This window comes from Streptomyces sp. NBC_01241 (assembly GCF_041435435.1).
Taxonomy (GTDB): Bacteria; Actinomycetota; Actinomycetes; order Streptomycetales; family Streptomycetaceae; genus Streptomyces.
On sequence record NZ_CP108494.1, the window covers coordinates 5,130,029 to 5,152,025 of the forward strand.

26 protein-coding genes are annotated in these 21,997 nt (G+C 68.4%); 17 read left to right on the forward strand and 9 right to left on the reverse strand.

Annotated features, from left to right (window positions below):
- Positions 1–20: 20 nt before the first annotated feature.
- The 9 genes from map to truA all read left to right on the forward strand — a co-directional run bounded on the left by map (position 21) and on the right by truA (position 6,089).
- Positions 21–857, forward strand: coding sequence for a type I methionyl aminopeptidase (gene map, locus OG306_RS23035; protein ID WP_266747965.1), 837 nt, complete (start codon positions 21–23; stop codon positions 855–857).
- A 218-nt stretch (positions 858–1,075) separates the two neighbouring features.
- Complete coding sequence (infA, locus tag OG306_RS23040; RefSeq protein ID WP_003956442.1) at positions 1,076–1,297, forward strand: translation initiation factor IF-1; 222 nt, start codon at positions 1,076–1,078, stop codon at positions 1,295–1,297.
- 60 nt (positions 1,298–1,357) lie between these two features.
- A complete protein-coding gene (rpmJ, locus tag OG306_RS23045; protein WP_003956441.1) occupies positions 1,358–1,471 on the forward strand; it encodes a 50S ribosomal protein L36 in 114 nt (37 codons plus the stop codon).
- Between the two features lie 194 nt (positions 1,472–1,665).
- Positions 1,666–2,046, forward strand: coding sequence for a 30S ribosomal protein S13 (gene rpsM, locus OG306_RS23050; RefSeq protein WP_014047799.1), 381 nt, complete (start codon positions 1,666–1,668; stop codon positions 2,044–2,046).
- 105 nt (positions 2,047–2,151) lie between these two features.
- Entirely contained in the window at positions 2,152–2,556 is a 405-nt protein-coding gene (gene rpsK / locus OG306_RS23055) for a 30S ribosomal protein S11 (protein ID WP_003956432.1), read from the forward strand.
- 30 nt (positions 2,557–2,586) lie between these two features.
- Complete coding sequence (gene rpsD, locus OG306_RS23060; protein ID WP_371665587.1) at positions 2,587–3,213, forward strand: 30S ribosomal protein S4; 627 nt, start codon at positions 2,587–2,589, stop codon at positions 3,211–3,213.
- Positions 3,214–3,319: 106 nt separating this feature from the next.
- On the forward strand, positions 3,320–4,342 hold the full coding sequence (locus OG306_RS23065; RefSeq protein ID WP_024755423.1) for a DNA-directed RNA polymerase subunit alpha: 1,023 nt from the start codon (positions 3,320–3,322) through the stop codon (positions 4,340–4,342).
- A 286-nt stretch (positions 4,343–4,628) separates the two neighbouring features.
- Positions 4,629–5,132, forward strand: a complete 504-nt coding sequence (rplQ, locus tag OG306_RS23070) for a 50S ribosomal protein L17 (RefSeq protein WP_266747967.1) — start codon at positions 4,629–4,631, stop codon at positions 5,130–5,132.
- Positions 5,133–5,219: 87 nt separating this feature from the next.
- The gene (truA, locus tag OG306_RS23075; protein ID WP_266747968.1) at positions 5,220–6,089 is read left to right on the forward strand and encodes a tRNA pseudouridine(38-40) synthase TruA; all 870 of its coding nucleotides are present in this window, start codon (positions 5,220–5,222) and stop codon (positions 6,087–6,089) included.
- A gap of 34 nt (positions 6,090–6,123) precedes the next feature.
- Here the strand turns inward: truA and OG306_RS23080 are convergent, their stop codons facing one another.
- Together OG306_RS23080 and OG306_RS23085 are read right to left on the reverse strand one after the other, a co-directional pair.
- Positions 6,124–6,411, reverse strand: coding sequence for a hypothetical protein (locus tag OG306_RS23080; protein ID WP_327349438.1), 288 nt, complete (start codon positions 6,409–6,411; stop codon positions 6,124–6,126).
- A gap of 262 nt (positions 6,412–6,673) precedes the next feature.
- A complete protein-coding gene (locus OG306_RS23085) occupies positions 6,674–7,525 on the reverse strand; it encodes a hypothetical protein (RefSeq protein ID WP_266747970.1) in 852 nt (283 codons plus the stop codon).
- A gap of 57 nt (positions 7,526–7,582) precedes the next feature.
- Here OG306_RS23085 and OG306_RS23090 point away from each other — a divergent pair, with 57 nt between their 5' ends.
- The 4 genes from OG306_RS23090 to glmM all read left to right on the forward strand — a co-directional run bounded on the left by OG306_RS23090 (position 7,583) and on the right by glmM (position 12,114).
- The gene (locus tag OG306_RS23090; protein WP_266752359.1) at positions 7,583–9,211 is read left to right on the forward strand and encodes an ABC-F family ATP-binding cassette domain-containing protein; all 1,629 of its coding nucleotides are present in this window, start codon (positions 7,583–7,585) and stop codon (positions 9,209–9,211) included.
- 227 nt (positions 9,212–9,438) lie between these two features.
- A complete protein-coding gene (rplM, locus tag OG306_RS23095) occupies positions 9,439–9,882 on the forward strand; it encodes a 50S ribosomal protein L13 (RefSeq protein ID WP_037688030.1) in 444 nt (147 codons plus the stop codon).
- Between the two features lie 44 nt (positions 9,883–9,926).
- A complete protein-coding gene (gene rpsI, locus OG306_RS23100; RefSeq protein ID WP_266747971.1) occupies positions 9,927–10,454 on the forward strand; it encodes a 30S ribosomal protein S9 in 528 nt (175 codons plus the stop codon).
- Between the two features lie 301 nt (positions 10,455–10,755).
- The gene (glmM, locus tag OG306_RS23105) at positions 10,756–12,114 is read left to right on the forward strand and encodes a phosphoglucosamine mutase (protein WP_266747972.1); all 1,359 of its coding nucleotides are present in this window, start codon (positions 10,756–10,758) and stop codon (positions 12,112–12,114) included.
- 162 nt (positions 12,115–12,276) lie between these two features.
- Here the strand turns inward: glmM and OG306_RS23110 are convergent, their stop codons facing one another.
- The 6 genes from OG306_RS23110 to OG306_RS23135 all read right to left on the reverse strand — a co-directional run bounded on the left by OG306_RS23110 (position 12,277) and on the right by OG306_RS23135 (position 17,984).
- Positions 12,277–13,236, reverse strand: coding sequence for a DUF389 domain-containing protein (locus tag OG306_RS23110; protein ID WP_266747973.1), 960 nt, complete (start codon positions 13,234–13,236; stop codon positions 12,277–12,279).
- Between the two features lie 27 nt (positions 13,237–13,263).
- Entirely contained in the window at positions 13,264–14,262 is a 999-nt protein-coding gene (coaA, locus tag OG306_RS23115; protein WP_266747974.1) for a type I pantothenate kinase, read from the reverse strand.
- Between the two features lie 126 nt (positions 14,263–14,388).
- Positions 14,389–15,378: a CU044_5270 family protein gene (locus tag OG306_RS23120; protein ID WP_266747975.1), complete on the reverse strand. Its 990-nt coding sequence runs from the start codon at positions 15,376–15,378 to the stop codon at positions 14,389–14,391.
- Positions 15,366–15,965, reverse strand: coding sequence for an RNA polymerase sigma factor (locus OG306_RS23125; protein ID WP_266747976.1), 600 nt, complete (start codon positions 15,963–15,965; stop codon positions 15,366–15,368). Before OG306_RS23125 ends, OG306_RS23120 begins: the two co-directional genes overlap by 13 nt.
- A gap of 365 nt (positions 15,966–16,330) precedes the next feature.
- Positions 16,331–17,263 (reverse strand): helix-turn-helix domain-containing protein, encoded by a 933-nt coding sequence (locus OG306_RS23130; protein ID WP_266747977.1) that lies wholly within the window; start codon positions 17,261–17,263, stop codon positions 16,331–16,333.
- A 301-nt stretch (positions 17,264–17,564) separates the two neighbouring features.
- A complete protein-coding gene (locus OG306_RS23135) occupies positions 17,565–17,984 on the reverse strand; it encodes an ATP-binding protein (protein WP_266747978.1) in 420 nt (139 codons plus the stop codon).
- 144 nt (positions 17,985–18,128) lie between these two features.
- Between OG306_RS23135 and OG306_RS23140 the strand changes: the two genes are divergently transcribed.
- The 3 genes from OG306_RS23140 to OG306_RS23150 are packed head-to-tail and all read left to right on the forward strand — an operon-like array spanning position 18,129 to position 19,402.
- Positions 18,129–19,001 (forward strand): helix-turn-helix domain-containing protein, encoded by an 873-nt coding sequence (locus OG306_RS23140; protein ID WP_266747979.1) that lies wholly within the window; start codon positions 18,129–18,131, stop codon positions 18,999–19,001.
- Positions 18,998–19,204, forward strand: coding sequence for a DUF397 domain-containing protein (locus OG306_RS23145; protein ID WP_266747980.1), 207 nt, complete (start codon positions 18,998–19,000; stop codon positions 19,202–19,204). The genes OG306_RS23140 and OG306_RS23145 overlap by 4 nt, the downstream gene beginning before the upstream one ends.
- Before the next feature lie 27 nt (positions 19,205–19,231).
- The gene (locus OG306_RS23150) at positions 19,232–19,402 is read left to right on the forward strand and encodes a DUF397 domain-containing protein (RefSeq protein ID WP_327349437.1); all 171 of its coding nucleotides are present in this window, start codon (positions 19,232–19,234) and stop codon (positions 19,400–19,402) included.
- A 257-nt stretch (positions 19,403–19,659) separates the two neighbouring features.
- Here OG306_RS23150 and OG306_RS23155 read toward each other — a convergent pair whose 3' ends face one another.
- Entirely contained in the window at positions 19,660–20,103 is a 444-nt protein-coding gene (locus OG306_RS23155; RefSeq protein ID WP_266747982.1) for a nuclear transport factor 2 family protein, read from the reverse strand.
- Between the two features lie 199 nt (positions 20,104–20,302).
- On the opposite strand from OG306_RS23155, the gene OG306_RS23160 reads away from it, so the two are divergent.
- Positions 20,303–21,565: an IS701 family transposase gene (locus OG306_RS23160; RefSeq protein WP_371665068.1), complete on the forward strand. Its 1,263-nt coding sequence runs from the start codon at positions 20,303–20,305 to the stop codon at positions 21,563–21,565.
- The last annotated feature ends 432 nt before the right edge of the window (positions 21,566–21,997 follow it).

Here is a 21,997-nt window from a genome sequence, read left to right on the forward strand (position 1 = left end):
ATGCAGAGAGGCGCCGTGCAATGGTGCAGATCAAGACCCCCGAGCAGATCGCGAAGATGCGTGAGGCGGGGCTGGTGGTCGCTGCCATTCACGCGGCCACCCGCGAGGCGGCGGTCCCCGGCGCCACGACGCTGGACCTGGACCGGGTCGCCCGCAAGGTGATCGCCGACCACGGTGCGAAGTCGAACTTTCTCGGTTACGGCGGGTTCCCCGCGACCATCTGCACCTCGGTCAACGAGGTCGTCGTCCACGGCATCCCGGACGACAAGACCGTCCTCAAGGACGGCGACATCATCTCCATCGACGCCGGCGCGATCGTCGACGGCTGGCACGGCGACGCCGCGTACACGGCCTTCGTGGGAACCGGTCACGCTCCGGAGCTGATCGAGCTCTCGCGGGTGACCGAGGAGTCCATGTGGGCCGGAATCGCCGCGATGAAGGTGAACAACCGCCTCGTCGACATCTCGAAGGCGATCGAGTCCTACATCCGCCGCCAGCCCCGCCCCGCCACCGGCAAGTACGGGATCATCGAGGACTACGGCGGCCACGGCATCGGTACGGAGATGCACATGGACCCGCACCTGCTGAACTATGTCGCCCGCAAGCGCGGCAAGGGCATCAAGCTCGTTCCCGGTGTCTGCCTGGCGATCGAGCCGATGGTCTCCCTCGGTACGGCGCAGACCGAAGTGCTCCAGGACGACTGGACCGTGCTCACGACGGACGGTACCTGGTCCTCCCACTGGGAGCACTCGATCGCCCTCACGGAGCAGGGGCCCCTGGTCCTGACCGCCCCCGACTGCGGCAAGGCGAAGCTGGCCCAGTACGGAATCGAGACGGCGCCCGATCCTCTGGGCTGACTGTTCCCAAAGCCTTGAGGCCCGGGGGAGACCCTCCCCGGGCTGGTGTATCCCGCTCGTGGAGGTCTAAGGATCTCCCCGGGTGGGCAAACTTGACGGATTCGTCTTTTGGGGTCCGCTGACGTAGACTGACTCGTCGGCTCTCGTGCATCAGTGTGTCCACATGTCCACATGCGATGCAAGAAGTCGATCAAGGTAGCCGATTCGAAAGGCGAAGCGTGGCCAAGAAGCAAGGTGCCATCGAAATTGAGGGCACCGTGATCGAGTCCCTCCCGAACGCCATGTTCAAGGTGGAACTCCAGAACGGTCACAAGGTCCTCGCGCACATCAGCGGCAAGATGCGGATGCACTACATCCGCATCCTTCCGGATGACCGGGTCGTCGTGGAGCTCTCCCCGTACGACCTGACGCGTGGCCGGATCGTCTACCGCTACAAGTAGATCTTGCCTGCACCTCGCTTCGGCGCGGTGACGGCACCGACCCGGAGAACCTGACATCCCATGAAGGTCAAGCCGAGCGTCAAGAAGATCTGCGACAAGTGCAAGGTGATTCGCCGTCACGGTCGGGTCATGGTCATCTGCGACAACCTGCGCCACAAGCAGCGCCAGGGCTGACGCACGACCACCTGCATCTCGCAGCACTTCGCGCGACGCACGTAAAACGTACATACGCAGAGTCCGTCCAAGCTTCGGCTGACGACACCTCCGGCGGGGGCCGGGGACCCGGGCGTACCACCTCTCGTCACGAGAGGTCGGCGATCGGGAGCGGCACTGTGGAAGACCCCCGAAATAACAACTGGAGCCATTGAATGGCACGCGTTTCAGGTGTTGACATCCCGCGCGAAAAGCGCGTGGAGGTTGCCCTCACCTACGTCTTCGGTATCGGGCGCACCCGGTCCAAGGAGATCCTCGCCACCACCGGCGTGAACCCGAACACCCGCGTTCGTGACCTGGCCGAAGAGGACCTGGTCAAGATCCGCGAGTACGTGGACGCCAACCTCCGCACCGAGGGTGACCTTCGCCGCGAGATCCAGGGCGACATCCGCCGCAAGATCGAGATCGGCTGCTACCAGGGCATTCGCCACCGTCGTGGTCTGCCGGTCCACGGCCAGCGCACCAGCACGAACGCTCGTACCCGCAAGGGCCCGCGTCGCGCGATCGCCGGTAAGAAGAAGCCGGGCAAGAAGTAGTCCTCAGCGGACGCACTGCGGCCGTCCGGGCCACCGGTCATCCGCAGCAACCAGCGGTCTTCGCTGTAGGACCGATCACCTCCCCTCTCCATCTGGAGTCAAGACATGCCCCCCAAGGGTCGTCAGGGCGCAGCCAAGAAGGTGCGTCGCAAGGAAAAGAAGAACGTCGCTCACGGCCACGCGCACATCAAGAGCACGTTCAACAACACGATCGTCTCGATCACGGACCCCTCGGGCAACGTGATCTCCTGGGCCTCCGCCGGCCACGTCGGCTTCAAGGGCTCGCGCAAGTCCACCCCCTTCGCCGCGCAGATGGCCGCCGAGTCGGCCGCCCGTCGCGCGCAGGAGCACGGCATGCGCAAGGTTGACGTCTTCGTCAAGGGTCCGGGCTCCGGCCGCGAGACCGCGATCCGTTCGCTCCAGGCCACCGGCCTGGAGGTCGGCTCGATCCAGGACGTCACCCCCACTCCGCACAACGGATGCCGGCCGCCCAAGCGCCGTCGCGTCTGATCCGTCTGAAGCAACGGAGACAACTGGAAAATGGCGCGATACACCGGGGCCGACTGCAAGCGTTGCCGTCGGGAGAAGCAGAAGCTGTTCCTCAAGGGCAGCAAGTGCGAGAGCGCGAAGTGCCCGATCGAGATCCGTCCTTACCCCCCGGGTGAGCACGGACGCGGGCGCACCAAGGACAGCGAGTACCTTCTTCAGCTTCGTGAGAAGCAGAAGTGCTCGCGGATCTACGGTGTTCTTGAGCGGCAGTTCGTGAACTACTACAAGGAAGCGAACCAGAAGTCCGGCAAGACCGGTGAGAACCTTCTGCGCATCCTTGAGACCCGCCTCGACAACGTGGTCTACCGGGCAGGCTTCGCCAAGTCCCGCGACCACGCCCGTCAGCTGGTGCGTCACGGACACATCGCAGTGAACGGCACGAAGACCGACATTCCGTCGGCCCGCGTCGCCGCGAACGACGTGATCGAGGTTCGCCAGAAGTCCAAGGGCCTGACCCCCTTCCAGGTGGCCCAGGCAGAGGCCGGCGAGCGCACTGTACCGGCGTGGCTCGAAGCCGTGCCGTCGACGATGCGGATCCTCGTGCACTCGCTGCCCGAGCGCCAGGTGATCGACACCCAGGTGCAGGAGCAGCTGATCGTCGAGCTCTACTCCAAGTAGCAGCTCGTGGGTCCGGGCGGTACGGCTCCTTCGGGTCGTGCCGCCCGTACCCTTGTCAGTATCTGGGGGCGTCAAATAGTGGGCGCCCACGACTGAAGGAACCAACATGCTTATCGCTCAGCGTCCGTCGCTGACCGAAGAGGTCGTTGACGAGTTCCGCTCCCGGTTCGTCATCGAGCCGCTGGAGCCGGGCTTCGGCTACACCCTCGGCAACTCTCTCCGCCGCACGCTCCTCTCCTCGATCCCCGGTGCCGCTGTCACCAGCATCCGGATCGACGGTGTCCTGCACGAGTTCACCACCGTGCCGGGCGTCAAGGAGGACGTCACCGACCTCATCCTCAACATCAAGCAGCTGGTCGTCTCCTCGGAGCACGACGAGCCGGTCGTGATGTACCTGCGCAAGCAGGGTCCCGGCCTGGTCACCGCTGCTGACATCGCCCCGCCGGCCGGTGTCGAGGTCCACAACCCGGACCTGGTCCTGGCCACGCTGAACGGCAAGGGCAAGCTGGAGATGGAGCTGACCGTCGAGCGCGGTCGCGGCTACGTCTCCGCCGTCCAGAACAAGCAGGCGGGCCAGGAGATCGGCCGTATCCCGGTCGACTCCATCTACTCGCCGGTACTCAAGGTCACGTACAAGGTCGAGGCGACCCGTGTCGAGCAGCGCACCGACTTCGACAAGCTGATCGTCGACGTCGAGACCAAGCAGGCCATGCGTCCCCGTGACGCCATGGCTTCGGCCGGTAAGACCCTGGTCGAGCTGTTCGGTCTGGCGCGCGAGCTCAACATCGACGCCGAGGGCATCGACATGGGCCCGTCCCCGACGGACGCCGCGCTCGCCGCCGATCTGGCGCTGCCGATCGAGGAGCTGGAGCTCACGGTCCGTTCGTACAACTGCCTCAAGCGTGAGGGCATCCACTCCGTGGGTGAGCTCGTGGCTCGTTCCGAGGCCGACCTGCTCGACATCCGCAACTTCGGTGCGAAGTCGATCGACGAGGTCAAGGCGAAGCTGGCCGGTATGGGCCTCGCGCTGAAGGACTCGCCTCCCGGCTTCGACCCGACCGCCGCCGCGGACGCCTTCGGTGCGGATGACGACGCGGATGCCGGTTTCGTGGAGACCGAGCAGTACTGAAACGCCTCCGGCTGGGGTGCCCGGGTTTTGTCGGGTGCCCCGGGCCGGGGTGAGGCTTTGTCCTCAATCGCCGGACGGGCTTGATTTTGGCTCGGGCGTGAGGGGGTTGTCCTCAATCGCCGGACGGGCTTGAGTTCGGTTCGGGCGTGAGGCTTTGTCCTCGAACGCCGGACGGGCTTGAGACTGGTTCTTGCCTGTTCGGATCTGATCTTCCGGGTGGCGTCCGCCGCACGGGAACTGACACCGGTACCTGATACGGCCGGTGCAGCACACAAGGAGAAAAACCATGCCGAAGCCCGCCAAGGGTGCCCGTCTGGGCGGCAGCGCTGCGCACGAGAAGCTTCTTCTCATCAACCTCGCGAAGGCGCTGTTCGAGCACGGCCGCATCACCACGACCGAGGCCAAGGCCCGCCGCCTGCGTCCGGTCGCCGAGCGTTTCATCACCAAGGCGAAGAAGGGCGACATCCACAACCGTCGCCTGGTGCTGCAGTCGATCACGGACAAGGGCATCGTGCACACGCTCTTCACCGAGATCGCCCCGCGGTACGAGAACCGCCCCGGTGGTTACACCCGCATCACCAAGATCGGCAACCGTCGTGGCGACAACGCCCCGATGGCGGTCATCGAGCTGGTCGAGGCGCTGACCGTGGCCCAGCAGGCCACCGGTGAGGCCGAGGCCGCCACGAAGCGTGCGGTCAAGGAAGACGCCGTCAAGAAGGACGAGGCTCCGGCCGAGACCGTCGAGGACGCCAAGCCGGCCGAGGCCGACGTGGAGTCCAAGGACGCCTGAGCGTTCTGAGACCACTGGACGGGCCCGCATCACCCTTCGGGGCGGTGCGGGCCCGTTCCGTATGTACTGGCAGAAAAGGATCCTTCGGTGAGTGACGAAGTGGAGCCCGGCTCCGTGCGGCTGCGGCTGGACCTGGCGTACGACGGCAAGGACTTCTCCGGCTGGGCCAAGCAGACCGGCAGGCGGACCGTCCAGGGGGAGATCGAGGACGCGCTGCGGACCGTGACGCGGTCCTCACGGACGTACGACCTGACCGTCGCCGGGCGTACGGACGCCGGGGTGCACGCCAGGGGACAGGTCGCCCATGTCGATCTGCCGGACGACGTGTGGGCCGAGCACGCGGACAAGCTGCTGCGGCGGATGGCCGGGCGGATGGCGCCCGATGTGCGGATCTGGCGGATCGCCGAGGCGCCGGCCGGGTTCAATGCCCGGTTCTCGGCGCTGTGGCGCCGTTACGCGTACCGCGTCGCCGACCGTCCCGGTGGGGTGGATCCGCTGTTGCGCGGTCATGTGCTGTGGCACGACCGGCCGTTGGACGTCGACGCGATGAACGAGGCGGCGGCCCGGATGGTCGGGGAGCACGACTTCGCCGCGTACTGCAAGAAGCGCGAGGGCGCGACGACCATCCGTACGCTGCAGAAGCTGAGCTGGGTACGGGACGAGGCGTCCGGGATCATGACGGCGACCGTGCAGGCCGACGCGTTCTGCCACAACATGGTGCGGGCGCTGATCGGAGCGGCGCTGTTCGTCGGGGACGGGCGCCGCCCGGCCGAGTGGCCCGCGCAGGTGCTGGCGGCGCGGGTGCGGGATCCCGGCGTGCACGTGGTGCGGCCGCACGGGCTGACGCTGGAGGAAGTGGCCTACCCCGCCGACGCGTTGCTGGCCGCACGCTCCAAGGAGGCGCGCAACATGCGCACGCTTCCCGGAACGGGCGACGGTGGCGAGGGCTGCTGCTGAGACGCGGTGACGGGCCCGTCCGATGGTCCGTCCCTCAGGGCGACGGCCGCTCCGCGGACGAGGACTCCTTGCCGCGGGGGAGGGGGAGATCACCGAAGATCACCAGGTGCCAGGCACCGGCCGTCCGGAGCACGGTGAAGGTGTCGTGGAGAGTGGCGCCCGCCCGGCCCTTCGCGGTGAGTTCGGCGGATCCGGTCTCCGGGCCCATGTCGTAGTCGATGCGCACGTTCGTGATCTTCAGGTCCTTTCCGCCATCGGTGGCAAGGATCTGGGCCGCTTCGCGCCGCGACCAGGCCTTGTCCGGGACGTTACCGACGTGCATCAGAGCGGGGACGCTACGGGAGTTGAGGGCGCGCACATACGATTCCACTGCTTGGCGGGCCCCGTCCGGCGATGCCGAGGGCCTGCTCGCGGTGGGGCGCTCCGCGGTTGACGAGCATCCGGAAGCCGCCAGCGTGACTGTGGCCACCGCCGCTGTCAGAACGCCGGCCGTTCGTCGACGATTCATTGTGCTTCTTCGTCTTCCTGGGGGCGACGATGCCGAGGCCTGCCCCTCCCGTTGCGGGCGCCCCCTCCGCGCTGCGTCAGCCGGCGGGTGCGGTGGCCGCGGCCGAGGCCTGGACCTCGCCGCGGTGGCGGATCTGACGGAACGTGAAGTTCGTCAGGTCGTCCCCGATGGCGTAGGCGTTCTTGTCGGCCGTGGTGACGTTCTTGCCGCTGGTGTACCCGGTGATGGCGAAGTAGGCGTAGCGGCCGTAGGAGTTGGAGGTACGGCGGCACACCGATCCGGGAGGACAGAAGGCCGGGACGCCCGCGCCGCTCAGGGGGACGATGCTGCCTCCTGCCTGCTCGGCCGCCTTCTTGGCCTGCGCCTCCGTCTCGAAGACCGCGAGGCCGACGGTGACGGCGATGCCGTCCCTGCTGTACGTGGCCCGGACGACCTGGTCGCAGCCGTTGTTGACGAGGACCGAACCGAGTGCGCCCTTGGTGGTCGCGGCGCAGCTTTTCGTCTGCTGGGTCGCGCCCTTGACGTAGCCGCGGTCGCCCATCGTCAGCTTCTTGCCGGGGAAGAACGCGTCGACGGTGATCGGCGCCCGGTCCTTCTTGACGTCGGATATGTAGTCCTTCGGGTCCGGCGGGGGCGGCGGTGCCACCGAGGAGAAGGACGGCTCGGGCTCGGCGGTGCTGCTCGGCAGGTCGGTCGGTGCCGGGAGCTCGCTCGCGTTCTTGCCGGTGCCGGGGGAGTTGTGGTTGCTGGTCGAGACGACCGCCGTCGCCACGATCGCGCCGACCACCGCGGTGGCGAGCACGCCGCCGCCGATCAGCAGCCACTTCTTGCGGCGGTTGCGCGCGGCGGACTCGTCGGCCAGCGCTGCCCAGTCCGGAGTCTGCGTGTCTTTGGGCCCCCAGGAGGGCCCCCCTTGCCCAAAGCTCATGCGGCGATCCTAGACGGAACACAAACCGGTTGGGCCAGGGCTTCGCGGCCCGTGACAATGCTGTGCATGGGACATCTTGAAGCGGGCCATCTTGAGTACTACCTACCGGACGGGCGGGTGCTGCTCGGCGACGCTTCGTTCCGGGTCGCGGACGGGGCCGTGGTCGCCCTCGTGGGGGCGAACGGCGCCGGAAAGACCACGTTGCTGAGGCTGCTCGCCGGGGAGCTCCAGCCGCACGGCGGTTCGGTGTCGGTGAGCGGCGGGCTCGGGGTGATGCGGCAGTTCGTGGGCTCCGTGCGGGACGAGCGCACGGTCCGGGACCTGCTGGTCTCCGTCGCCCAGCCCCGTATCCGGGAGGCGGCCCTGGCGGTCGACAAGGCCGAGGAGCTGATCCTCACCGTCGACGACGAGGCCGCGCAGATGACGTACGCGCAGGCCCTGAGCGACTGGGCGGAGGCCCGCGGGTACGAGGCCGAGACCGTGTGGGACATGTGCACGACGGCCGCGCTCGGTGTCCCGTACGAGAAGGCGCAGTGGCGCGAGGTGCGCACGCTGTCCGGTGGTGAGCAGAAGCGGCTGGTGCTGGAGGCGCTGTTGCGCGGGCCGGACGAGGTGCTGCTGCTCGACGAGCCGGACAACTATCTCGACGTCCCCGGGAAGCGGTGGCTGGAGGAGAAGCTGAAGGAGACCCGTAAGACGGTCCTCTTCGTCTCCCACGACCGGGAGCTGCTGTCCAGGGCCGCCGAGAAGATCGTCAGCGTGGAGCCGAGTCCGGCGGGCAGCGACGTGTGGGTGCACGGCGCCGGTTTCGACACGTACCACCAGGCCCGCAAGGACCGGTTCGCCCGGTTCGAGGAGCTGCTGCGGCGCTGGGAGGAGGAGCACGCCCGGCTGAAGGCGCTGGTCCACCGGCTGCGGCAGCAGGCGGCGATCAGCCCCGACATGGCGTCCCGCTACCGGGCGATGCAGACCCGCTTCAAGAAGTTCGAGGACGCCGGGCCCCCGCCGGAGCCGCCGCGCGAGCAGGACATCCGGATGCGGCTGCGCGGCGGCCGGACCGGGGTACGGGCGGTGACCTGCAAGGGCCTGGAGCTGACCGGGCTGATGAAACCGTTCGACCTGGAGATCTTCTACGGGGAACGGGTCGCAGTTCTCGGCTCGAACGGATCGGGGAAGTCGCACTTCCTGCGGCTGCTGGCGGGCGAGCCGGTTGCGCACGCGGGGGAGTGGAAGCTCGGGGCGCGTGTCGTACCGGGGCACTTCGCGCAGACGCACGCCCATCCGGAGCTGCTCGGCCACACGCTCGTCGAGATCCTGTGGACCGAGCACGCCAAGGACCGGGGCGGGGCGATGTCCGTGCTGCGCCGGTACGAGCTGGAGCGCCAGGGCGACCAGCCGTTCGAGAAGCTGTCCGGCGGGCAGCAGGCGCGGTTCCAGATCCTGCTCCTGGAGCTGGCGGGCACGACCGCGCTGCTGCTGGACGAGCCGACGGACAACCTGGACCTGGAGTCGGCGGAGGCCCTGCAGGACGGTCTCGAGGCGTACGACGGGACGGTGCTGGCCGTCACGCACGACCGGTGGTTCGCGAAGTCCTTCGACCGGTATCTGGTGTTCGGCTCGGACGGTGTCGTACGGGAGACGGCGGAGCCGGTGTGGGACGAGCGGCGGGTGGAGCGGGCGCGGTAGGGCCGGCGCGTTTTGACCCGTCCCAGGCGGGGCGGGTACTGTCGGGGGTTGTTATACGTATCGGCTTCGTCGTTCTCACGCGAAGAGCCCTTACGTAGGTTCTCTGGAGCAGTTACCAGTGGCTCGCATACGGACAGCGTTTCCGGCATTGTGGGCCCCAGCTGCATGATCGCTTCAGGGGTGCCATGTGTCTGGACCTCATCCACTGAAGAAGCGAAGGCTACGAAGTGCGTACGTACAGCCCCAAGCCCGGCGATGTGACGCGCCAGTGGCACATCATTGACGCGCAGGACATCGTCCTGGGTCGTCTCGCCACCACGGCTGCGAACCTCCTCCGCGGCAAGCACAAGGCGATCTACGCCCCCCACATGGACATGGGCGACTTCGTCATCATCATCAACGCCGAGAAGGTTCACCTCTCCGGTAACAAGAAGACCCAGAAGATGGCGTACCGCCACTCCGGGTTCCCGGGTGGTCTCCGCTCCGTCCGTTACGACGAGCTGCTCTCGAAGAACCCCGAGAAGGCCGTCGAGAAGGCCATCAAGGGCATGATCCCCAAGAACACCCTGGGCCGTCAGATGCTCTCGAAGCTCAAGGTCTACGCGGGCGACCAGCACCCGCACGCTGCTCAGCAGCCGGTCCCGTTCGAGATCACCCAGGTCGCGCAGTAGTTCCGGCCTCCCCCCAAGACCAAAAGAAAGATCTGAGGAGAATCGTGGCCGAGACCACTGTTGAGAACCCCGTCGAGGGCGTCGAGGGCGAAGAGGTTTTCGCCGAGGTGACCACCTTCGAGTCCGAGGTTCCCGTCGAGGGCGAGTACACCAGCGAGTCGCTGGCGTCCCGCTTCGGCGAGCCGCAGCCTGCCGCCGGCCTTGGCCGTCGGAAGAACGCCATTGCCCGCGTCCGGATCGTTCCGGGCACCGGCAAGTGGAAGATCAACGGTCGCACCCTTGAGGACTACTTCCCCAACAAGGTGCACCAGCAGGAAGTCAACGAGCCCTTCAAGGTGCTCGAGCTCGACAACCGCTACGACGTCATCGCCCGCATCTCGGGTGGCGGCGTCTCCGGTCAGGCCGGCGCCCTGCGCCTCGGTGTGGCCCGCGCGCTGAACGAGGCGGACGTGGACAACAACCGCGCCCCGCTGAAGAAGGCCGGCTTCCTCTCCCGCGACGACCGTGCGGTCGAGCGCAAGAAGGCCGGTCTCAAGAAGGCCCGTAAGGCCCCGCAGTACAGCAAGCGCTAAACCGCCTGCTCATCTGCGTTACACGTTCGCCCCGGCGGCACATCTCGTGCTTGCCGGGGCGTTCGTCTATTGGCACCCTCGGGCGTATAACGGCATAAGACGTTCATGCGCCTACTTGCCCACGTGCATACGTGTGTACGTACGTGTGTACGTGCGTGTGTACGTGCGTGTGTATGTGCGTGTGTGTGTACGCGCGTCTGCGTGCGTGTGCAGCGCTGCGGTGCTGGTTCGCCTTGCTTTCGTTTTGCTTGGCTTTGACTTGTTTTGTTTTGCGTTTTCGGAGCATCTTCGGAGGACACCAGTGGGACGACTCTTCGGCACGGACGGTGTGCGCGGTGTCGCCAACGCGGATCTGACGGCCGAGCTGGCGCTCGGTCTGTCGGTCGCTGCGGCGCATGTGCTTGCCGAGGCGGGCACCTTCGAGGGGCACCGGCCGACAGCGGTGGTGGGACGTGACCCCCGTGCGTCCGGAGAGTTCCTGGAGGCCGCCGTCGTCGCGGGCCTCGCCAGCGCGGGCGTGGACGTCCTGCGGGTCGGTGTGCTGCCCACCCCCGCGGTGGCGCACCTCACCGGCGCGTTGGGCGCCGACCTCGGCGTGATGCTCTCCGCCAGCCACAACGCCATGCCGGACAACGGTGTCAAGTTCTTCGCCCGTGGCGGCCACAAGCTCGCCGACGAGCTGGAGGACCGGATCGAGACGGTCTACGAGCAGCACCGCACCGGTGAGCCCTGGGCGCGGCCCACGGGCGCCGGTGTGGGCCGGGTCACCGACTACGCCGAGGGCTTCGACCGGTACGTCGCCCACCTGATCACCGTCCTCCCGAACCGGCTCGACGGGCTGAAGGTCGTCCTCGACGAGGCGCACGGCGCGGCCTCCCGGGTCTCGCCCGAGGCCTTCGCGCGGGCCGGTGCCGAGGTGATCACGATCGGCGCCGACCCGGACGGTCTGAACATCAACGACGGCTGCGGCTCCACCCACCTGGAGCTGCTGAAGGCCGCCGTCGTCGAGCACGGTGCCGATCTCGGCATCGCGCACGACGGCGATGCCGACCGCTGCCTCGCCGTGGACGGCACCGGCGAGGAGGTCGACGGCGACCAGATCCTCGCCGTGCTCGCCCTCGCCATGCGCGAGGCGGGGAAGCTGAGCAAGGACACCGTGGTCGGTACGGTCATGTCCAACCTCGGCTTCAAGATCGCGATGGAGCGGGAGGGCATCCAGCTCGTCCAGACCGCCGTCGGTGACCGTTACGTGCTGGAGTCGATGAAGGCCGAGGGGTACGCCCTGGGCGGCGAGCAGTCCGGCCACGTCATCGTCCTGGACCACGCCACGACCGGTGACGGCACGCTGACCGGCCTGCTGCTGGCGGCCCGGATCGCCGCCACCGGCCGTACGCTCGCCGAGCTGGCCGGGGTCATGCAGCGGCTGCCGCAGCTGCTGATCAACGTCCGCGACGTCGACAAGTCCCGGGTCGACACCTCCCCGGAGCTGGCCGCGGCGGTCTCGGAGGCCGAGCGCGAGCTGGGCTCCACCGGACGCGTACTGCTGCGCCAGTCGGGCACGGAGCCGCTGGTACGGGTCATGGTCGAGGCGGCCGACATCGAGCAGGCACGGGCGATCGCCGAGCGGCTGGCCGACGTGGTGAAGTCGGTACTCGGCTAGGGGCTTTCGTCCGGGTCGAGCCCGGCATGATCCAAACGAGAGGCCCTGAGGTCTTTCGTTCGGGTCGGGCCGGACGGGCTCCGGAGCGTCCTGAGCAGTGTCCGGCCCTGATCGGGGGCGCTCCGTCGGTCGCCGGGCGGGCCCGGCCCGTGCGGGCTCGCGTTATTGGCCGGACGGGCTCGCGACGGGGCCTGTCCGGCGGCGGCGGTGGTGCGCCCAGAGGGCCTTCTGGACGAGGAGCGTGAGCGTCCCCGCGGCCACGATTCCGCTGAGGTTCGCCAGCAGCTGGGCCGTGGAGCCCCACATCTGGCCGTAGTCGCTGTAGCTGAACGCCACCGCCGCGTTGGCCGCGGCCGGCACGGTGGTGACCGAGATGGCGACCCCGATCAGCGCCCCGGACTTCGCCGACGTGAGCGAGAGCGTCCCGGCGATCCCGGCCAGGAACGCCACCACGAACGACAGCGGGTCCGGCTTCCAGATGAACGACGTATTGGGCCGGCCGGCCTCGATCATCGCGTACGTGAACTGCCCCAAGGCGTCCATCATCCAGGCGAACCCGGCGGTCAGTACCATCGCGACGGCGAAGCCGCCGATCAGCGCCACCAGCGACCGCCACACCAGCCGCGGGGCCCGCTGCACCAGGGCCGTGGAGATCCCGGCCAGCGGCCCGAACTCCGGGCCGACCGCCATCGCGCCCACGATCAGGATCGCGTTGTCGAGCATCACACCGCAGGCGGCGAGCATCGTCGCGACCGCGAGGAACGCCACATAGGTGACGCTGAACGTCGACTCCTCGTGGGTCGCCTCTGTCAGCTCCTCCCACAACACCGCGTCCGCGCCCTCGCCCGGCGCCTCCTCCTCGGCCTTGTCGGCGTGCGCGGAGAGCGTCAGGTCCATGTTCTCGACGGTGATCGAACCGGACTTGTCGATGCCGAGCCCGCGCAGCGCCGAGATCACCTCCTCGCCCGCCTCCCGGGCCACATCGCACAGCACCACGTCACCCGCCGGGTCGCGGGCGACCCCGGGCATCACCACGAGATGCGCCGTACCGACGGTGCTCTCCAGCAGGTGCACCACCTCGTCCGTACGGCCGGCGGGGACGATCAGGCGCAGATGCAGCACGCGGCCACTCCCAGGAGGCTCGGAGAATCAGAGTTTGCGCAGGGACAGCCGCTGGACCTTGTGGTCCGGCCCCTTGCGCAGCACCAGAGTGGCACGACCCCGGGTCGGCGCGACATTCTCCACCAGATTGGGCTTGTTGATGGTCCGCCACATCGTCGCGGCGTACTCCATGGCCTCCTCCTCGGAGACCTGGGTGTACTTGCGGAAGTAGGAGAACGGGTTCTGGAACGCCGTCTCGCGCAGCTTCCGGAACCGGTTGAGATACCAGGTCTCGATGTCCTCGGTCCGCGCGTCCACGTACACACTGAAGTCGAAGTAGTCGGCGAGCCCGACCCTGGTCCGGCCGTCCTTGCCGGGCATCGCGGGCTGCAGCACGTTCAGCCCCTCGACGATCAGGATGTCGGGGCGCCGTACGGTGAGCCGCTCGCCCGGCACGATGTCGTAGATCAGGTGCGAGTAGACGGGTGCCGTCACCTCGTCCTTGCCGGCCTTGATGTCGGCGACGAAACGGGTCAGGGCCCGCCGGTCGTACGACTCGGGGAACCCCTTGCGCGACATCAGCCCGCGCGCCTGGAGCTCATTCATCGGCAACAGGAACCCGTCGGTGGTGACGAGTTCGACCCGGGGGTGCTCGGGCCAGCGGGCCAGTAGCGCCTGGAGGATGCGGGCACTCGTGGACTTGCCGACCGCGACACTGCCCGCGACCCCTATGACGAACGGGGTGCCGCGCTGCGCGCCGTGCCCGTTGCCGGCGTCCCCGAGGAAGGTGTTCAGGGCGCCGCGCAGGCCCGAGGTGGCCTGGACGTAGAGGTTGAGGAGCCGGGAGAGCGGCAGATAGACGTCCCGTACCTCGTCGAGGTCGATGACGTCCCCGAGTCCGCGCAGCTGCTCCACCTCGTCGGCGGTCAGCGGCAACGGCGTCTTGTCGCGCAGGGCGCTCCATTCGGCGCGCGACAGATCGACGTACGGCGTCGCCGCGTGCTCGGCGCGTCGGGAGGTGCTGCTTCGTGGCGGCGAAGTGATCACATGTTCATTGTTGCGGGAGTTTTGACGGAGCGGGGGGTGGGCTCGGTCACGTGGGGGACCGGCAGGAGCCGGTGTCCGCACCCCTGTGGCGGACACCGGCCCCGGTTCGCGGCTACTGGTGGCGTCTCAGGGCTTCTCGCCCTTGGCGTCGACGACGGCGGCCTTGACCCGGGCTTCGCTCATCATGATCTGCCCGGCCTTGAACTTCTCCGACGGAAATTGCACCTTGCCCGCGGAGGACGCGTACTCGTAGTCCTCGGTGACCACGAAGCGCATCCCGGCGTACCTGAAGTCGTGCGGGTCGAGGAGGATCTCCCGCTGTCCGTGACTGCCGTCCTCCTTCCGGGTGATGGCGATGACCTCGCGTCCGGCGGCGTCCTTCACCAGATGGCCGGTGACCTGGACGCCGGGGACGGTGGCCAGGGCCCGGTAGATCCGAGCGAGGGCGGTCGGTGCGATCGGGTACGCCTCGACCATCAGACCCATCGCGCGGAAGCTGTGCTGGGCCTCGGCCTCGGGTGGGTTCTCGGCGGTGTTGCCGGTCGGGTAGAACGAGCGGACCTTCGCCAGCAGCCGTGCGGGGTCGTCGGGCAGCTCATTGGCGGCCCGGTAGACCTGACGGGACGTGCGGTAGTCGTCGTCCTTCCCGTTCTTGGCCGCGGCGGAGTTGTCGTACGGGACCCAGTTGTCGGGGTCGTACGTGAAGCTGCCGACGGCCGAGCTCCTCTGGGCCGACTGGGCCGACTGGGCCATCACCGTCTTCGTGTAGATCCACTGGTCGTCGCGCGGCTCCGGGGCCGCCTGCTGCTTCTCCAGCGTGTCGGCGGCCCGGTTCAGCACCTCGGCCGGGCTGTCCAGCCGCAGGGTTCCGGTGGTCGCAGCGGGCCCGGAGCGGTCGGGGGCGGCGGCATCGACGAGTTGGGTGCCGAGCACGGCCGCCACGGTGATCGCCGCGGCCGCGCCGACCGACGCGATCCGCCAGTCGGCCCTCATCCGGCGGGTACGGCGGCCCGAGGCGACGGCCTGAGCGAGCCGCTGCCGGCCCGGGGCGAGTGCGGAACGGTCGGGAACGGGCGCGTCCGCGCGCAGCTCCCGCAGCCGGGTCATTTCGTCCATGACGGGGTCAGCTCCATGACGTCGGGCGTGAACGAGGGATCCATGTCGAGTGCCTCACGGACCTTGCGGCGGGCCCGATTGAGCCGCGACCGCACGGTGCCGAGCGGGATGCCCAACGCCTCGGCGACCTCCTGGTACCCGAGGTCGGCCCAGGCGACGAGCAGCAGCACATGGCGGTCGCCGGGCGAGAGCGAGGCGAGCGCCCCGGCCAGCGGCGCCTGCGCGGCGATCCGGTCGTCACAACGGTCGCTCCAGGACGCGGCCACCGGGTCCCGACCGGTACGGGCCAGGGCCCGCAGCCCCCTCTCCTCGCTGCGCCGCTGCTTGCCGATGAGATTCGCGGCGATGCCGTACAGCCAGGGGCGGGCGTTGCGATGCGTGCGGTCGTAACGGCGCCGGGAGCGGAAGGCGATGAGAAAGGTCTCCGCCGTGATGTCGTCCGCCGCGCCCTCCCCGAGGCGGCGGGCGGCATAGCGGTGGATGTCCGGAGCGTGGCGGTCGTAGAGCCCGGCGAAGATCTCGGGATGCTCCAGCGACTGCGCGACGACCTCGGCATCGTCATCGGGACTGGCTGGTGGTCCGGTCACATCGGCTCCTGGGGGCTCGGCGGATGAGCGTGTCATCCCTTGTTGCCCGCAGGGCGCGGAAAGGTTCACAGGATACGGAGAGCCTTGGTGCGACGCCGTCACCCCACCGTCAGCACCGCTTTCCCCCGCACCTGCCGGGCCCGCAGGTCCGTGATGACGTCGGCGGTACGCGACCGCCCGGTCGGCGGCGTCGAGTGTGCCCGCCGGGCTGGTGTGGCGGCCACTGACCCCGGCAGCCGCGATCGAAATCCACCTCCTGGCCAGGGGCCGGGCGGGACGCCCCGCCGTCGCCCACCTGCTGCGCACCGCAGCCGATACGGCCCGCACGGGGGACTGGCTCCGATCGCCGGACGCGACGGCCACAGCTACCCCATGAGCGCCAGTCCGCTCTCGCAGTCGCGGCAGTTGCCGGGGGCGGGGGAGCGGAAGGCGCGGTCGCAGTGGTTGCAGTTCTGGAGTGGGGTGGGTTGGTGGAGCACGGTGGGTGGGGGCGGGAGGAGGTGGGTGAGGCGGTGGCGGAGGAGTTTGGCGGGGTGTTTGAGGGGGCGGGGGAGGTCGTTGGTGAGGGCGTGGCGGATGGCGGTGGGCGTGGCGCCGCGTTCGTACCAGGTGGCGACGGCGGGGGCGAGGGCGTGGATGTCGCGTTCGGTGAGGATGAGTTGGGGTGCATCGCGGTGGAGGTCGGCGAGGAGGGCGATGGCGGCGTGGTGGCGTTGGGGGAGGGGGTTGTTGGGTTGGGGGAGTGGTGGGGGTGGGGGTTTGGGTGAGGTGGGGGCGGGGACGTGGGGCGGCTGCTCGGGTGGCGGGGATACGGGGGCTGGGGATACGGGGGCTGGGGGCACCGGGGCCACTGGGGCCGGGGCCGGGGCTGGTGCTGGGTGGCTGGGCTTGGGGCGTCGTTCGGGTGCGGGGACGGGGTGGGTGTTGGTGAAGCCTGGCTGGTTGTACGAGCAGGTGCGGGTGATGACGCGGCCGTCGGGGAGGCGTTCGCGGGTGCGTTTCAGGTAGCCGTGGGCTTCCAGTTCGCGTAGTGCGGCGGCGATGCGGGTTTCGCCTTCCGGGAAGCGTTCGGTGAGGGTTTTGATCCCGACCTTCGCCCCGGTGGGGAGTGACTGGATGTGGGTGGCGAGGCCGATTGCGAGGAGGGAGAGCTCGCGGTGCTGGGCGAGGTGGTTGCCGACCACGGTGAAGCGGGTGGTGTGGCGGGAGTTGATGTGCATGACGCCGGACGAGGGCGTGGCGTCCCCGGGAACGGGAGACGGGGCGCGCGAGGGCGCGCTAACCTGCTGGGTATCCATCGGGAAGCGTTCTCTTCCTCGGTGGTCAGGCCCTCGATCGGGATTGCGAGTCCCGGCCGGGGGCCGACGCATGTCTGTGGTTGTGGGGCGAGCATATGCCTGCCAACCGAGCAGAAAGCCAGTCGAGTTGGTGATCCTCACCCGTGTGAGTGACGGGGCCGTGTGCGTGCCCCTGTGTGAGGCCGGGGTAGGGGTTGGGGTTGGGTTGGGAAATTTCTTCTTCCCAAAGCCTTAAAAGCCTTTTACGTCGGGGCGCGCCGGGTCGCGGTTCACCGGGACGTGACAGACCGGGTCGCGACTGTCACGTTCCGGTGAGGGCTACCTCCGCCCAGACGGTTTTGCGTGGGAAGGGCCCCACCCGCACGCCCCACCGGATGGCGATCGCCTCGACGAGCATGAGCCCGCGCCCCGCCTCGGATTCGTCGTTCCGTTCCGGGACGCGGGGCAGTACGTCCCCGCGAGCGTCGGCGACCTCGATACGGAGCGTGTCCCCGGTGACGGTCAGCATGATGCGGAAGTCCCGCCCCGGCACCTGCCCGTGCAGCGCGGCGTTGGAGGCCAGTTCGGCGACGACATGCCCGGCGTCGTCCAGCGGCAGCCCCCAGGAGCGGAGTTGCTCGGTCGCGAGGAGCCGGGCGAGTCGGGCACCTCGGCGGGTGGCGGAGAGCTGCACGGCGAATTGGCCGCTGCGGGCGCGCGGTTGGGTGATTTCTCGGTTCACGTCACTCAGCGTGGCCGGAGATGCCTACTCTGAACAGCAATGACGTGCGTACGGACAGTGACTGTCCAGCGGTTGTACGGGTCTGTCCATCCGGTACGGCGTCCAACGCGAAACGGTGCGGGCACGGTTGGAGGCGGGTGTCGTATGGCGAGCGAGGACAACCGGGGCGACGGAGACAACACGGCGGACGGCCCTGACTGGGAGTTCGATGTCGAGGACGACTCGGGCGCGGTGATCGCGGCGGTCGGCCGGCAGATCCGGCTCTGGCGTGAGGCGGCAGGACTGCGCGCGAAGGAGTTGGGCGACGCGATCGGGTATGGGGAGAACCAGGTCTACAAGGTGGAGGCCGGGAAACGCATCCCCAAGCCGGAGTTCCTGGACAAGGCGGACCAAGTCCTGGGCGCGGGCGGCAAACTCGCCGCGATGAAGCAGGACGTTGCGGAGGCACGGTATCCGAAGAAGGTCCGTGACTTGGCGAAGCTGGAGCGGGCCGCGGTTGAGCTCGGGGCGTACGGCAATCACAATGTGCACGGTCTTTTGCAGACCGAAGAATACGCTCGGGCCCTCTACGAGATGCGGCGGCCGTCGTTCGGGCCTGACGAGATCGATCGGCACGTCGCGGGCCGGATGGGGCGGCAGGAAATCTTCGAGCGGCGACCTCTGACGACGCTGACATTCGTCCAGGAAGAAGTCACGATCAAGCGTCCGCTCGGGGGCAGAATGGTTGCGCGACGACAGCTTGAACACCTTTTGGACATCGGTCAGTTGCGGAACGTCGAGATCCAGGTGATGCCGACGGACCGGGAGGATCACGCGGGCATGGGGGGTCAGCTCCAACTGCTGAAGTTCGACGACGGCACAGCGGTGGCACACTGGGAGGGCCAGTTGACCAACCGCTTGATCTCCGACCCCAAGCAAGTCCGGATCATCGAGTTGCGGTACGGAATCATCCGGGCCCAGGCTCTCACCCCACGGGAGTCTCTGGCCGTCATCGAGAAAGCGCTGGGAGAGACATGACCCACAAGGCCTCAGGTGGAGACGGCTCCGCACTGGAGTGGATCAAGAGCAGCTACAGCAGTAACGATGGCCCTGAATGTGTTGAGGTCGCGGCCGTCCCCGGTGCGGTACGCATCCGCGACTCAAAGGACGTGTGCGGTCTTCAACTCGAGTTCGCACCCACGGCGTGGGAAAACTTCGTGGCGTATGCGTCGGAAAGCTGAACCACCAGGGAGACACATGGACACCGAGTGACCTGGTTCAAGAGCAGCTACAGCAGTAACGACGGCCCGGCCTGTGTCGAGGTAGCGGCGGCCGCAAGCACGATCCACGTACGCGACTCCAAGAACCTCCCCGGCCCGCACCTCGGCTTCGCGCCGCGCGCCTGGGCGGAGTTCGTCACGTACGCCTCCGGCAACTGACCGCCGCGCCCACCAACGCCCGCCCCGTTCCCCTTCCTCCTGGGGGAGCGGGGCGGTCATGCTGTCGGCAACGCCCCTGGTCCGATGACCGCCGCGAGTTCCCGTACTCCGGAGACTCTGGGGTGCCGAGAGATGAGCTCGCCGACGATTCGCGAGATTGCCGGGCGATCGCGGACTTCACCGTGACTGATACGGGCTGCAAGCAACAACTGCTGGGTGGCTGTGAGCAGCATCTTCGCGATTGGCCCGGTGGTCTTTCACCGATTCTCCGCCTCGAATGCCTGGGCGACGGCCAGGCTGTCCTCGTAGACATGGTGCCGGGTGACAAGGCCGTCTTCGACGGTGAGATGCAGAGCGAACCGCGCCTGATAGGCACGTCCGGTGGGCCGGGCGGTCTGACGGATCTCGCCGAGCACGACCGCGTCGCTTCCGTCGATAAGGATGCGCTCGACCTCAGTCGCCACATACTCCGGCACGTGGTACTCGGCAAGCTCGCGATAGTGGGCGGCCGCGTCGGCCCGGGTGGACCGGTGGCGGATCCACGGCGTGGCAGTACGGCCGTGCTCGGCCTCCGGCCAGTCGAGCTTCCAATCGCCCTGCTCGGCATACAGTTCGGCGATGCGCTCGGGGTCGCCCTCGCTAATTCTGCGCAGCAACTCCTCAACCACAGTGCGCGTGTTCGTAAGTGCGGCTATGGACATGGCTGACCTCTCCGTCCTGGTCCGCGTCCTCCGACGCGGAGAGATCACCAACCCTGCCAGTGTGGGCACGCCGAGACGATTACCTCTGAGGTAAGGCAAGCGCATCACCGAGATCCACTTTCGATACACGCCCCTACTAGGGCTTTGTTAGGTACCCCGAATGTTCGGCCAGGGGTAGGGTTGTGATCTTCTTTCAGGTGTGACACCTGAGGAGATGGAGACGGTCCGCCCGCGCTTGGAGGCGTTCGCGGCGGAGATGCTCGGTTCACTGGCGCGGCGGGACCAGCGGGCCAAGGGTGAGTTGTACCTGCGCGGGCTGATGCTGGACGGTAAGCGCAAGTCGATGCAGCCGATGGCCGAGCGTCTGGGTGTGGACCATCAGCAGCTCCAGCAGTTCGTCTCCTCTTCCACCTGGAACTGGGGCAAGGTCCGTGAGCGGCTGGCCCGTTGGGCTGCGGCTCACATCTCGCCCGAGGCGTACGCGATCGATGACGTGGGCTTCCCCAAGGACGGCTACGACTCGCCGGGGGTGGCGCGGATGTACTGCGGCGCGCTGGGCAAGCGCGGAAACTGCCAGGTCGGGGTCAGTGTCAACCTGGTGTCCGACCGTGCCTCCTCGGCGGTCGACTGGCGTCTGTTCCTGCCCGAGAGCTGGGACGACGCCAAGAACGCGGACGATGCGCTGCTGGCCGAGGCGATCCGCCGCCGCCGGACGAAGGCCGGCATCCCCGACAGCGAGCGGCACCGGGAGAAGTGGCGCCTGGCCCTGGACATGCTGGACGAGGTTCGCGGGGACTGGGAACTGCCCGACCTGCCGGTGGTCGCCGACGCCGGCTACGGGGACGCGACAGGCTTTCGCGAGGGCCTGAGCGAACGTGGGCTGGCCTACGCGGTCGCGGTCAAGGGCAGCACCACCGCCTACCCGGGTGACGCCGTCCCCCGGCGCCCGCCCTACAGCGGCCAGGGCCGCCCGCCCGGCCCGGCGTACCCCGACCCCCACACCACCTTGCGCCAACTCGCCCTGGACGAAGGACGATCCACGCTACGGACGGTGACCTGGCGCCAGGGCAGCAAGACCACCAGGAACAACCCCCGCGCCGAGATGCGCTCACGATTCCTCGCACTGCGCGTCCGCCCGGCCAACCGCACGATCCGCCGCGCCGTGGACGGTTCCCTGCCCGAGTGCTGGCTGCTGGCCGAGTGGCCGCCCGGCGCCGCCGAGCCCACCGACTACTGGCTGTCCACCCTGCCCGCCGACACCCCACTGCGCGAGCTGGTCCGCATCTGCAAGATCCGCTGGCGCATCGAGCACGACTACCGCGAACTCAAGGACGGCCTGGGCCTGGACCACTTCGAGGGCCGCAACTTCCCCGGCTGGCACCGCCACACCACCCTCGCCTCCCTCGCCCAAGCCTTCTGCACCCTGCTCAGACTCGACCCAAAAGCCCCTGCGCCGGCCTGACCCTCTACGCGGTCCTCCGCGAACTCCAAGCCCTCCTGGCCACCTGGACCGGCGCCTGCTCCATATGCGGCCAACCCGCCCCGGCACCCGAACCACACCACCGCACCTAACAAAGCCCTACTACAAGGCCGAGAACGCCCACCGTGCCTGGCTCCGGCGGCTCGCTTTCCTGGCCCGCCACCCGGACCCGCCCGCTGTGGTCGATTGCGCGCAGGAGACCGCAGGGCGGATCGACGACGCCCGTCGGCTGGTGGCGATCCACGCCGCGCTGAGCCGGCTGCGGCGACAGGAGCGCGAGGCCCGGCCCTGCCCGAGGCGGCGTGGTGCCGCGCCCGGAACGACGGGCGCGGCCGGCGGATCCCCCGATTCCGATTTGCGGCTCGCGCGTTCGGCCACACCCTGGACAGGGGGCCGGCAGCACATCCGAGAGGA